Here is an 11,887-nt window from a genome sequence, read left to right on the forward strand (position 1 = left end):
AGATGTATATAGGGGACCGCCCCCGAGAGCGTCCCCGCGTACGGCACCGTCACCCTCGACGTGTGCGCCACCGACCACCGCACCGGCCGTGGCAAGCTGGTCTTCACCTCCGGGTCCGGCGGCAGCGACCCCGTCACCTACCGCGTCACCCTGCGGTGGACGTACGAGGGCAAGCCCGAAGCCGGATGCGAAGGGTGCTTGCCGTCGGCACGCTACGACTACACCGAGGACGTCTACGTCAACGACGCCGTCTCCGCCGAACCTCTCGCCATGAGGTTCGTCATCCAGCACCGCGGCGAACTGGTCGGCGAACAGCGGCCCGGTACCGGCGTGGCCGTGGTCGACATCCAGCCCATGGAACCCGCCTGGCAGGACAACCCGAAGTTCGTCGGCCCGGTGCCCGACGCCACCCAGCCTCAGTCCTCCTGACCCTTCCTGTGCCGGACGGCCCGTCCCTGAACCCAGGGACGGGCCGTCCACGCCCCTCCCCCACCGCCCTGTCGCTGACGCTGCGACGCGGTTCAAGCCATGAGCAGGCGGAGGCCGAGATCGGCCGCGTCGAGGTCGGCGAGGTCGCTGTTGCGCTCGGCCCACCGGCCGGACTCCAGGTCGTCGCTGAGGCTTCGTACCGCCCTCTGCTCGGCCTCCGGCCCGACCCGCGTCCACACCGACATCGCACGGCGCACGTGATCCTCCAGATACGCCCCCGGCCGGCGCCAGTACGCCTCGAACAGGCCGTCAGCGCAGTCCCACGGGACGGGCACCGGCTCAGCGCGGGCGCCGATCGCGTCGGCCATCCCGGCGAGCGAGGGGAATTCCGCGAGGACGCCCGCAAACTCGGGCAGGTAGTCGCGGGTGAGCCAGAACCGGTCCTGCCAGCCCGGCTCGTCGGTGTCGAACGTGAGCACCACCACGCGGCGGGCCACGCGACGCATCTCGCGCAGCCCCGCCATCGGGTCACCCCAGTGGTGAACGGTGGAGACGGCCATCGCGACGTCGAAGGAGTGGTCCTCGAACGGCAGGCTCTCCGCGGCGGCGGCCACGCACGGCGCCGAGCCGGCAGGCCGCTGCCCCCGCATGACCGCCGACGGCTCCACCGCGGTCACGCAGCGATCAGAAGGCTCGTAGGAGCCGGTGCCGGCCCCGACGTTCAGCACCGTCTGCGCGTCTCCGAGCGCGTCCCAGATCTGTGCGGCGATCCGCGGCTCGGTACGCCGTGTCGCGGTGTAAGCACCCCCGATCGCGTCGTACAACCGTGCGCCGAGCACCTCCAGTTGCTCCTCCGGTGTCACCTTCAGTCCCTTCGCCCGTGCCCCGAGTTCCCTGTCGATGGCCGCCACCATGGCGTCGGCGCGATCACGCCGCTCCAGCAGCAGGCCGCGCAGCCGGCGCAGGTGCGCGACCGCATCGGTGGAGGGGTCGCCGACCAGTTCCGCGACCTCCCGCAGCCCGAAGCCCAACCGCCGGTAGGCCAGCACCTCCCGCAGCCGCTCCACGTCGCCGGCCGAATAGGCCCGGTACCCGGCCACGGTCCGCGCCGACGGCCGAACGAGCCCGATCTCGTCATAGTGATGCAGCGTGCGGACGCTCACGCCGGCCAGCTCCGCCACGCGTCCCACGGTCCAGTGATCTTCCACGGCTCCGACTATGCAGCCTGACGCCACGTGAGGGTCAAGGGCCTCACTCACGATCAGCAGGAGCCGAACGCGAAGCACCGGTCCGAGGCCTCCAGCGGCCCGTGCGCTCGCCCTGCCGGGGCCGGTGCCGGCCCGGGCGCGCGGCGGCGGGAGGCGCGGCAGCGGGAGGCGCGGCGGCAGGAGGGGCAGCGGCGGTTATGTCCCGGTGGACAACCCCCGCCGCGTGCGCCGCCTGCAGCCCACTCGCAGAACTGCACGCCCCGCCGCACCACGTCCTCAACGGCGCGGTCCGGGAGCGTCTCACTGGCGACCTAGGAGTGTGGTCCGGGCCGGGGCTCGGCGGTGGCGGCGCGCCAGGTTCGGGCGTAGCCCTCGCGGAGGGGACCGCCTGCGAGGGTGAGGATCTCCGCAGCGGCGTCGGCGAGGTCCTCCGGTTCGCCGTTCTCGCAGAGGCGGCGATAGCCGTCGAGGAGCGCTCCCCCGTGCCGGGGGTCGGCTTGCAGCAGGCGGCGGGGCAGCCACTTGCCGCCGCCCGTCCAGGCCCGGCAGTGGTCGAAGAGGAGGTCGGCGGCGGTGTTCAGGACGACACCGGCGACGGCGAGGCGCTCGACGACGTCACTGGCGTCGGCGAGGTCGTCCAGCGCATCGGTGAGGGCGTAGCGCTGGCTCTCGACCGTGGCGGGGGCCAGGGCGCCGGGGCCCTCACGGAGCGCAGCCTCGGCCTGCCGCTGGATGCAGGTGGCCGCTCCGTCCCGCTCGGAAAGGACCAGGCCTTCGGCGTACATGCGCTGCATGACGCCGCGGCGGGAGGCTGTGTCGGCGGCGAAGAGCTCGTCGAGGCCGGACCGCGTGTGGACGAACAGCTCGACCAGCCGTCCCTCGAAGCGGAGCGTCTCCCGACGGGTTTCGCCGCCCTCCTCGATCAGGACCGCGATGTCCAGGTCGCTGGTGGTGGTCGTGCGGCCGGCTGCGGTGGAGCCTGCGAGGACCACGCTCAGGGCGTCGGGGAACGACTCGGCGGCGAGGCGCCGCGCCCGGTCGACGGCGCGGATCAGGTCATCAGGGTCACTGCTCATGATCGCCAGACTGGCACGCGCACCTTGGCCGACGCGAGGGGTTTCCTCCCGGCCCGTGCCGGGCCCTGCCGTCCGGTCAATGGCCCGCAACGCCCCGCACCACGCTGCGCGGCGCTCTCGTGATCCGCTCTCTGACGCGATGGACGCGGCCTAGTTGTATTGCCTAGTGCTGGTGTGGGCCGGATGCGGGCGGGGGCTTCGGGGCGGCCGCCGCCGGCCGGCCCGGTTGGACCACCACGAACTGGCCCATCATGCCCTTGTCCTCGTGGCACAGCAGGTGGCAGTGGTACATGTACCGGGTGTCGGGGTCCGCGGGGCCGTCGAAGCGCAGTGCAATGCGGACCGTCGAACCGGACGGGATGAGGACGGTGTCCTTCGGCCCGCGCAACGGCGGTGGCGGGGCTGCGCCATTGACGTCAAGGATGCGGAACTGGACGTCGTGGACGTGGAAGTTGTGCGGCATCCCTTCGTCGTTGCGGAGGGTCCAGGTCTCGGCCGTGCCGCGGGAGACCGTCTCGTCCACCCGGGACATGTCCATCTTCCGGCCGTTGATCCCGGACATCTTCAGCTCGAAGAAGCGGCTGCGGGCCGCGTCCTCCCCCGTAGGGAGCGGCGATGCCACCAGCGCCCCCGGCAGCTCCGCCGAAGGCCTCAGGGTGGGCTCCGCGCGCAGTTGCATCACGTCGAACGAGTCGTCGCCGCCCCCGAAGCGCTGGTTCCAGAAGTCCGGACCGGCGTCCAGGGGGGAGGAGCGCAGGACCCTCCGCTCGCCCGGCTGCATCCGTACGACGACCTCCGCGCGCTCCCCCGGCGACAGGCGCAGGCGGCTGGTCGTGTGTGGGGCTTCGAGGAGGCCGCCGTCCGAGGCGATCTGCCGGAACGCGCGGCCGTCGTCGAGACCGAAGGTGTAGATGCGGGCGGTGGAGGCGTTCAGCAGGCGCAGCCGGACCAGTTCGTCCTGGACGGTGACGTACGGGTCCAGCGTCCCGTTGACCATCGTCCGGTCGCCGAGGAAACCGACGTTGCGTATCAGCTTGTGGCCGTGGTCGAGCTTCGCGCCGTCGAAGGTCACGTCCTGGACGATGACCGGGATGTCGTCGATCCCGTACGCCTTGGGCAGGGAAAGGCCGCCGACTCCGCGTCGTCCAGGAGGAACATGCCCGCGAGGCCGCGCTGGACGTGCGTCTCGGTCGCGCCGTGCGGGTGCGGGTGGTACCAGAGGGTTGCGGCCGGCTGCGCGATCGTCCACTCGGGGGCCCAACTGCCGCCCGCCGGCACCGTCTGGTGCGGGCCGCCGTCCATCGCGGCGGGCAGGTGCATGCCGTGCCAGTGGACGGTGGATCCCTGCGGCAGGGTGTTGGCCACCTTCACCCGGACCTTCTCGCCCTTCGCCGCGCGGAGGGTGGGGCCGAGATGGCTGCCGTTGAAGCCCGAGGTCGGAGTCCTGGTCCCGGGGGTGAACTCGGTCTCCCCCGCCTGCATCCGCAGGTCGAAGACACGGGTCCCGTCCGCCTCCACGGTGGACGCGGCGAGGGGAGGCACCGCGAGGGCGTTGCCGAAGTTCACCGCGCCGACGGTGGACACTCCGGCTCCCGTGTAGAGCCAGGTGAAGAGCGCGCCGATGACAAGGGCGAAGCCCGCGACCAGCGAACCGCGGATCAGCAGCGTCCGCTTCCCACGCGGCATCCGAGGCTTGCCGCCGGTCCCATCGTGCCCGTTTTTTCGCCATGACCATGACGCTACGGACGGCGCTCGCGCCCCACGTCGGGGACCGCCCCGGGCCGACCCCCACACCGCCCCCGAGCCGCCTCAGGGACGCGGGCCCGGACATGCGTCGACAAACGGCTGATTATCGGGTCACCTTGTCGAGACGTCAGCGGGGTTGTCCGGAACCTGGCAACCTGGCTGGACGCTGACCCGCCTAGGAGGACTTGCCGTGACCGAAACTCTGATTGACGCTGTCGATGCCAGTGGCGACGACGACGCCGACCGGGAGGCGGTCCAGCGAGAGCGGGCCGAGATGCGGGAGTTCATCAAGGGGCTGAGCGCGGACGACATCAAGTCCGGCAACTGGTTCACCAAGCTCAGCGCTCAGGCCATGAGCTCCTACACCGACAAGGCCGACTGGCAGTACTTCCAGGAGCGGTACGAGGGCGTCCCCGCGGATGCCATTGTCGATCAGCGGATCAAGATGGCAGCTCGGTACGCCGCGCTCGAAGGCGGGCTCTCCGCCGGGGCCTACTCGGCGGCCGTCGTCGCCACCCTCGGGAGCCTCGGTGGCGCCTCGCCGGCGACCGTCCCGGCCGCCGTCGCGACCGTCATGGTCGATGTCGCGTTCATCACCCGGCTCCAGCTCCGCTTGGCCTACGACATCTCGGTCCTGTACCGGGTCCCGCTCGACCTGTCCGACCCCGATGACATGTGGAAGCTCATTCGAGTGGCCTTCACCATCAAGAGTGGGGAAGTGGTCCGGGAAGGCGTGGTCAAGGCGGTCCCGGTCATGATGCGGCCGTTGATCAAGCGCTTCTACTCCGGAGCCGTACTGAGCGCCGCGAAGGGGCTCCCCTTCGTCGGGAAGTTCCTTCTGCAGCGCAATGTCATCAAGATCGGCATCCCCGTGGTCGGCGTTCCCCTTGCGGTGGTGTTGAACCGCTACACGACGCTGCTCGCGGGGCGGCACGCGCAAGCCGTCTTCCGCAACGAGGCGCGGGTGGTCGAAATCGCCGAAGGCCTGAGCGAGCGCAGTCGGCACCCGCAGTTGATGCTGTGGGTCGCGTGGCTCGTCATCACGGCGAACCAGAAGATCGCCGACGACGAGGCGCTGTTGATGCGGCACCTGGTGCGGCTGGTCCGCGATCGACACCAGGTGGTCGACGAACGGCTCGCTCGCCTGGTCGACATCGATCCCGCCGAGGTGTGGCGACAGGTGGACGCCGAGCCGGGGGATCTGAGTGACCTCGTCGACGTGGCCGACCGGGTGGCCACGGTGGCCGGTGCTGTCACCGCGCGCGAAAAGGCCGTCATCTCCGAGCTTCGAGATCGCTGCCGCCGAGCCTGACGCCGTCACGCTCCCCTGGGGCGGTGCCCCGTTTCAGGGCCGCGCGGCGATGACGGCTGGCGGGTGGCGGGTGACGGGTGACGGGTGACGGTACGGTCCCACCAGCGGGGTGAAGAGGCCGGCCGCTTCCTCGGCGGCCGACCAAGCCCCGAGCAGGTCCTCTTGCTCGTCCTCACGCAGCCCCGCGGCGAGCAGGAGTGACGGGCCGGGACGGGCGCGTACACCGCGGGTTCGTCCGCGGCCGCGCGCCGGTTGTGCGCCACCCCCGACCCCGCCGTCGGCAGTGACTCCCCGGTTCGGCCGACCCGGGTCGTACGGCTACGACCCGGGTCGGGATCACGCCGCAGCGGCTCGGGGTTCAGCCCAGACGCGAGGCGAGGCGGATGCGCATCTCCCCCGCGGCCCTGCGGATCTCCTCGGGCTGCCCGTCGTCGTCAAGAACGCCGAGGAGGACCATCAGGGCCCGGGCCTCGTCCGCGCTGATCAGTTTCAGCCGCGGCTCCGTCACCCCGTCGAGCAGCACATCCAGCATGTCGTCCATGCACGGAACAACGCCGGGCGCCCCGACGCGTCACACCGGGGCGTGGCGGCTTCCCTTTCCGGTGCGTTCCCGGACGGAGTTGGTCACGGTCCCCAATCCGTCAGTCATCGCGCCGGTCATCGACCTGAACTCGCAGATGCGGCCAGACCGCGGACAGGCCCGAAAGGTCGTCGGCCGCCGGCACGGCGACCGAACCCAATGACGCGTCCGGCTTGAAATGGACCAGGGTCCCGGTCGTGCCGTCGATCTCGATCGGCTCGAGATCAGTGACGGGCACGCCGTGTTCGTAGCGCTGAGTCCAGGCACCGTTGAGGCGGCGGTTGGTATGGGCGAGCCACTCGCTGAGCGCCGCAACCACTGACATGCCGCGCCGAGGGTGACCGTCCGGCAGCGCCTCGGCCTGCGGGTAATCGAAGAACCGGAGATCCTTCGTAGCCATGACCGGCTTCTTCACGCTCTGGCCGTGCTCGTCCACGCGGGTGTCAGTGCCCCGTCCGTCGTCCCGGACGGACAGGGAACCGTCGGGATGGAGCACGACGACACAGCTCCCCTCGCCCTTGCGCGATGCTTCGTCGGCCGCGTAGGCAAGTACCTCGAGGACGAGGTGCCAAGGTCCGTCCGGAGCGAACTCCGCAGGATCCTGTCGTATATGTGCCAGATGATCGGCATCAACAAGGCCGGACCAATCATGCGTCGTGTTAACCCAGGAAGCCCTCGATACGTCCATCAGGCAAGTATCCCCGCCTGGTGATGGCGGCCCTGAAACGGGTGCGGGGAACAGCTCATGGTCGAGCACGCGCCATCCGCGCAGGGCCGCACGGAACGGAGTGCCGGGCCCCGCACGGAACACCCCTCACCGCTGCGCCGCAGCCTCCCGCTCCCGCTCCCGGTGCACGGTGTGGACGCGGTGCCACAGCTCCGCCCGCGCGGGAGCGTCCACGTCGGTCAGGTCCAGCCGGAACACGCGGGCCAGTACGTCGTACCAGTCGTCGGCCGAGTCGATGGTCCGCTCGTGCGTGCCCTCGGCGTCGATCCGGCGCAGCACACAGCCGCGCAGCACGTCCACGCCCTCGGCGTCGCGGAGCTGGGCGGTGAGGACCCGGACGAAGCCGGACTCGGGGGAGGTGGACAGCCGGACGTGCTCCGCGGCGAAGGAGGACAGTTCCACGGGGTCCGGCGCGAAGTCCATCGCCGTGAACGCGCCGCGGGGGTCGTGAGTGAACCGCCAGCCGCCGGGCGCCGCCACCGACGGGGCCATCGCGTAGGTGAACGGCCCCTGGGTGTAGGTGCCTTCGCGCAGTGGCAGCGGCTCGTGCATGGCGCCGGCGAGCCCGGTGTCGACCAGCCACCGCTCGCCGTCGATCCTCACGGTGAGGGCGAGATGGTCACCGGCCGGGCCCGCGGGTGCCTCGGGGGTGCTCTGCACCCCGGCCCGGTGCTGGGTGACGTCGTAGCCGAGGGCCGTCAGCAGCGCGCCGAAGGCCCCGTTGAGGTGGAAGCAATAGCCGCCGCGCCCGCGCACGATCCGGGCCACGGATTCCGCGGCTCCGATGCCCGTCGGCCGCCCCAGATGGATGTCGAGGTTCTCGTAGGCGACCCGCTCCACCTGCGCCCGGTGCAGTGCCCCCAGCACCTCGACGGTCGGGGCCGCCGGCCGGCCCACCCCCAGCACGGCCAGGTACCGGTCGATGTCGATCATGCTCGCCCTCGTTGTCCGAACGGTGATCAGCATAGGCGGCGGTCATGACTCGCCGAGTGACGGGCCGTCACAGCGTTGGTGGACCGGTGTGCACGGAGGTGTCGGCATGTCGTAGTTCGGCCAGCAGCTCGCTCTGTCCTGCCAGCAGTTCGGTGAGGATTCGTCGTGCGGCCCGCAGGAGTTCCGCCACGTCGCCGCCGGCCAGGGCGTAGCTGACGGTGGAGCCGTCACGGATCGAGACGACGATGCCGGACCGGCGCAGTACCGCGAGCTGCTGGGAGAGGTTGGACGGTTCGATCTCGATCTCGTTGAGCAGTTCGCGTACGGGTACGGGGCCGTTCTGGAGCAGTTCCAGTACGCGGATGCGGACGGGGTGTCCGAGCATGCGGAAGAACTCCGCCTTGGCCTGGTACAGCGGCACCTGCATGCGACAACACTCCCACCCAAGTTCGACTTTTCATGTGCTGGCAGCCAGACTCGCCGGCTCCCCGATGCCTGGCTCCAGCGCCATCCTCCCGCCTCCTGGCTCCGGTCCACCCCTGGCTGATCACATTCAGATGTGCCGAGTTGAAGAGTCTTTCAACTCATGGGCATGCGGAGCCGGGAAGCAGGAGGGCGGTTACAACTCCAGTTCCGCCTCGATGCGCTTGAGCTGGTGCCTGGCCATGGCCAGGTTCGCCCTGCCCTTGTCCAGGACGATGTAGAGGAACAGACCGTTACCCCCACGTCCCTTGAGCAGCCGGATGAGGTGGTACTGGCTGCCGAGGGTGATCAGCACGTCCTCGATCTCCTCGCTGATCCCCAGCATCTCCATGGTGCGGATCTTGGCCCGGATCACATCGGTGTTCCCGGCTGCGGCCACCGTGAGATCGAGGTCTTTGCCTCCGCCCAGCATTCCGAGGGCCATGCCACTCGTGTAGTCGACCAGCGCGGCCCCTACGCTCCCCTCGATCGAGGTCATCGCCTCCTTCAGAGACGTCTCCACACTCACCATCAGTACTCGCTCCCTCGGGTCTCGACGGCCCCGGCCGGCTTCACACCCCCGGCCGGGGGGATGACGGCAGACGCTACCCACTGGCCACCAAGAGGGCGGGGAACATCAAATATTCGGCGGAAAACGATCCCCCAGGCCCTAGGATGCGCCACTGCAACGCCGGCTCACGGCCTGCGGGTGAGGTGGGCGAAGCCGTACGAGCGGCCCCAACGGCGAAGGCGCGGAGGGACGGACGCTCGGGCGAGCGGCATGCCAGGAGCGGCCTCGGGCAGCATCCGATCGCCGCGCCGCGGCCTCGATCAGTCCTTCTCACCCCCGAAATCGGGCAGGGTGACCGAGCCGTCGGCGGCAAGGGGGAACCCCGGGTTGTACGCGACTTCCCAGGCATGGCCGTCCGGGTCCACGAAGGCACTGGAATAGAACCCGACCGCATTGACGGCCGCGGGCTTGGTGACGCTCCCGCCTGCCCGTCGTACCGCTGCGAGCAGCTCGTCCACCTCGGCCTCGGAGCGGACGTTGTGGGCCAGGACGATCCCGCCGAACCCGCCGACCGGTCCGGGCTCCACGCCGCAGTCGCGGGCCAGCTTGTCGCGATCCCACAACACCAGCCCGAGCCCACCGGCCTGGAAGAAGACCGTCGCCTCGACTTCCTGTCCCCGCCAGCCCAGGGCCTCGTAAAAGCCCTTGGAGCGTGCGAGATCGGTTACCCCGAGAGTGACCAGGGTGATGCGCTGTTCCATGCGATCACGCTAGAACGCCGGGCCGGGCGGCGGCGGCCGACGCACCGCCGGAACACGGCCGACGCGAACGCGTCGCCGAGGCCGTGGCCGGTCGTGGCCTGACCGCGCCGCTCCGGGGGCATCCCGGCCCCACCGGCGCGGCGACGCACCACGGCCGGTTGGAGGTGCGCAGGACGTTCAGGACGTGCCGGTGTCCGCGCACCGCGGCGGAGTACTCCCTCGGCAGCGACCCCGTCCCCGGCTACCGGCCGCCCGAGGGCGGGGGCCACCCCGGAAGCCGCGCACCGCGTCTGCACCGGCATCACCGCACTCGCGGCCGCGGCTTGGGCGTACGCCGAACCCCGTTACGCGGACAGCGACTTCGATTGGTTCCGACTTCGACCCCGGCCTGCCGGACAAGGTCCGGCCGACCTTCCCCGACCTTCCCCGACCTGCCCCGGCCGCAGTGGCCCTCGCCCTGCACAGCTGGAGCCGTCTGCACGGACTGATGTCACTGGCGATCTACGGCCACCTGCAGACCCAGGCCATCAGCCCGGAGAAACCCTTCCGCGAAGAACTCTCCCAGCTGGTCCGGCTCTTGGACATCACCCCGTAAAGGTGACGGCCCCGCACCAGCGGCGACCCGCACGGAAACCGGATTGCCTCGACGTGCTGCAGGAACCAGGCTCGACCCCATGACCTCAGATTTCATCGTGCGTCCGGCCCGACCCGCTGATGCCCGCACCTTGGCCGAACTGCGGTGGGCCTTCAAGCGGGAGGACTACGAAGGGCATCCACCAGCTCCTGTCCGACACCTGGAAGAGGCCGAGTGCTGGATCCGCGATCGGCTCAGCAGTGGCCACTGGTTGGCCTGGGTCGCGGCAGCCGGGGGCGAAATCTGCGGTCACGTCTTCCTCTGTCCGGTGGAGCGGATGCCGGAGCCCTACGCGGACAACGACCCGATCGGCTACGTCACGAACTTCTTCGTCACGCCGTCACAACGGAACAAAGGAGCCGGCTCGGCACTCCTCGACGCCCTGAGGCAGCATGCACGCAGCGCCGGCCTCGAGGGCCTGATCGTCTGGCCGTCAGAGCGCAGCAGCCCGCTCTATCAGCGCTACGGATTCCAGCCCCCGGAGGAGCTGTTGGAACTTCCACTCGACGCATGACGTGATCCACTCCCGATACCCACCCCGGGGCCCGTCCGGTGGATCCTGCGCGGAGGTTCCGGGTTGGGGGCTCGAGGCGTGCGCGGTTCGGTGCCCGCATCCTCTGGGGTCTATACCAGACGCTGCAGCGATGACGACGCCCTCGCCGCTCGGCTTCGTGCCGACGCGAGGGCGTCGTCGTACGACCTCGCCCTGCACGACGAGCCCGACCTCAACCCGACGACGTGGCCGAGGACCACACGCCGAACCACTGCTGGGCTCCGTACTCCTCGAACCGCTCCACCTCGGTGAACCCCAGTTTCGCCGCGAGGCGCAGCGAGCGGTCGTGGGCGGTCTGGGTGCAGAGCACCAGCGTCTCGCCGGGAAGCGCGTCGGCGAACCAGTCGAGCGCCGCCGCACACGCCTCGGCGGCGTACCCGCATCCCCACGCCTCCGGCAACAACATGTAACCGAGCTCGACCTCCCCGGCATCGGGACGCACGTGACCCGGACGCCCCGCATCGCGTCGATCCAGCGTGATCACGCCGATCATCGCCCCGTCCAGATCGATCACGAAGAAGCCGGGGCGCCGCCCTGGCACCTCGGGCACTGCGCGTTCGAGCTCATCACGTGGTCGAGGGCCACCGAGGTAGGTGCCCACCTCCGGCGATGCGAACAGGTCGACGAACGCCACACGGTCTCGGGCCTCGGACTCGCGGAGCACGAGCCGTTGGGTCCTTATCGGGGCAGGTGGCCAGACGACGTGTTCGAGTCCATTCATGGCGGGCACGCTATCGCACGCCGCTCCCCCGGGCGTCCGACCAAAGGGTGTTGCGGAAGGCTCGGCGCTGGGTATTTTTCGCGTATGGGTGGGTGGTTGAGGGCTGAGCCGGTGTGGGTGGCGACGTTCTCGGGCTTGCGGATCGACCGGTTCGCGAAGCTGGTGATGGTGGTCTGGGGGGGGGGGGGGCGGGGGCGCTGCCGCTAATACAATCTTACCCCGCCCACGGAGCTA

The 11,887-nt window shown here is 70.2% G+C and carries 15 protein-coding genes; 4 read left to right on the top strand and 11 right to left on the bottom strand.

Features of this window, described 5'->3' with window-relative positions:
• Nucleotides 1-60: 60 nt before the first annotated feature.
• Nucleotides 61-429, top strand: a complete 369-nt coding sequence (locus tag PV721_RS34780) for a hypothetical protein (RefSeq protein ID WP_319731470.1) — start codon at nucleotides 61-63, stop codon at nucleotides 427-429.
• Nucleotides 430-521: 92 nt separating this feature from the next.
• On the opposite strand, the gene PV721_RS34785 is transcribed toward PV721_RS34780, so the two are convergent.
• The 4 genes from PV721_RS34785 to PV721_RS34800 form a co-directional block, all read right to left on the bottom strand.
• Nucleotides 522-1,619: a MerR family transcriptional regulator gene (locus tag PV721_RS34785; protein WP_319731496.1), complete on the bottom strand. Its 1,098-nt coding sequence runs from the start codon at nucleotides 1,617-1,619 to the stop codon at nucleotides 522-524.
• 329 nt (nucleotides 1,620-1,948) lie between these two features.
• Nucleotides 1,949-2,713: a nucleotidyltransferase domain-containing protein gene (locus PV721_RS34790; RefSeq protein WP_319731472.1), complete on the bottom strand. Its 765-nt coding sequence runs from the start codon at nucleotides 2,711-2,713 to the stop codon at nucleotides 1,949-1,951.
• A 163-nt stretch (nucleotides 2,714-2,876) separates the two neighbouring features.
• Nucleotides 2,877-3,785: a multicopper oxidase family protein gene (locus PV721_RS34795; RefSeq protein WP_319731474.1), complete on the bottom strand. Its 909-nt coding sequence runs from the start codon at nucleotides 3,783-3,785 to the stop codon at nucleotides 2,877-2,879.
• Nucleotides 3,782-4,399 carry a multicopper oxidase domain-containing protein gene (locus PV721_RS34800; RefSeq protein ID WP_319731477.1) on the bottom strand — a complete coding sequence of 206 codons (618 nt, stop codon included), beginning with the start codon at nucleotides 4,397-4,399 and terminating at the stop codon, nucleotides 3,782-3,784. The genes PV721_RS34795 and PV721_RS34800 overlap by 4 nt, the downstream gene beginning before the upstream one ends.
• 196 nt (nucleotides 4,400-4,595) lie before the next feature.
• On the opposite strand from PV721_RS34800, the gene PV721_RS34805 reads away from it, so the two are divergent.
• Nucleotides 4,596-5,771, top strand: coding sequence for a hypothetical protein (locus PV721_RS34805; RefSeq protein ID WP_319731479.1), 1,176 nt, complete (start codon nucleotides 4,596-4,598; stop codon nucleotides 5,769-5,771).
• 358 nt (nucleotides 5,772-6,129) lie between these two features.
• On the opposite strand, the gene PV721_RS34810 is transcribed toward PV721_RS34805, so the two are convergent.
• From PV721_RS34810 to PV721_RS34835, 6 genes are all read right to left on the bottom strand, one after another.
• Nucleotides 6,130-6,312, bottom strand: coding sequence for a hypothetical protein (locus tag PV721_RS34810; RefSeq protein WP_319731481.1), 183 nt, complete (start codon nucleotides 6,310-6,312; stop codon nucleotides 6,130-6,132).
• A gap of 100 nt (nucleotides 6,313-6,412) precedes the next feature.
• Nucleotides 6,413-7,039, bottom strand: a complete 627-nt coding sequence (locus PV721_RS34815; RefSeq protein ID WP_319731482.1) for an ATP-binding protein — start codon at nucleotides 7,037-7,039, stop codon at nucleotides 6,413-6,415.
• Between the two features lie 126 nt (nucleotides 7,040-7,165).
• Complete coding sequence (locus tag PV721_RS34820; protein ID WP_319731484.1) at nucleotides 7,166-8,011, bottom strand: arylamine N-acetyltransferase family protein; 846 nt, start codon at nucleotides 8,009-8,011, stop codon at nucleotides 7,166-7,168.
• Between the two features lie 67 nt (nucleotides 8,012-8,078).
• Nucleotides 8,079-8,438 carry an ArsR/SmtB family transcription factor gene (locus PV721_RS34825; protein ID WP_319731486.1) on the bottom strand — a complete coding sequence of 120 codons (360 nt, stop codon included), beginning with the start codon at nucleotides 8,436-8,438 and terminating at the stop codon, nucleotides 8,079-8,081.
• Between the two features lie 192 nt (nucleotides 8,439-8,630).
• Entirely contained in the window at nucleotides 8,631-9,005 is a 375-nt protein-coding gene (locus PV721_RS34830) for a hypothetical protein (protein WP_319731488.1), read from the bottom strand.
• A gap of 299 nt (nucleotides 9,006-9,304) precedes the next feature.
• Nucleotides 9,305-9,745 carry a VOC family protein gene (locus PV721_RS34835; protein ID WP_319731491.1) on the bottom strand — a complete coding sequence of 147 codons (441 nt, stop codon included), beginning with the start codon at nucleotides 9,743-9,745 and terminating at the stop codon, nucleotides 9,305-9,307.
• A gap of 445 nt (nucleotides 9,746-10,190) precedes the next feature.
• Between PV721_RS34835 and PV721_RS34840 the strand changes: the two genes are divergently transcribed.
• Together PV721_RS34840 and PV721_RS34845 are read left to right on the top strand one after the other, a co-directional pair.
• Nucleotides 10,191-10,340, top strand: coding sequence for a hypothetical protein (locus tag PV721_RS34840; RefSeq protein ID WP_319731492.1), 150 nt, complete (start codon nucleotides 10,191-10,193; stop codon nucleotides 10,338-10,340).
• 79 nt (nucleotides 10,341-10,419) lie between these two features.
• Nucleotides 10,420-10,893, top strand: a complete 474-nt coding sequence (locus PV721_RS34845) for a GNAT family N-acetyltransferase (RefSeq protein ID WP_319731494.1) — start codon at nucleotides 10,420-10,422, stop codon at nucleotides 10,891-10,893.
• Nucleotides 10,894-11,104: 211 nt separating this feature from the next.
• Here the strand turns inward: PV721_RS34845 and PV721_RS34850 are convergent, their stop codons facing one another.
• Nucleotides 11,105-11,653, bottom strand: a complete 549-nt coding sequence (locus tag PV721_RS34850) for a GNAT family N-acetyltransferase (RefSeq protein WP_319731495.1) — start codon at nucleotides 11,651-11,653, stop codon at nucleotides 11,105-11,107.
• Between the last annotated feature and the right edge of the window lie 234 nt (nucleotides 11,654-11,887).

Source organism: Streptomyces sp. MB09-01 (assembly GCF_033794505.1).
Lineage (GTDB): Bacteria > Actinomycetota > Actinomycetes > Streptomycetales > Streptomycetaceae > Streptomyces.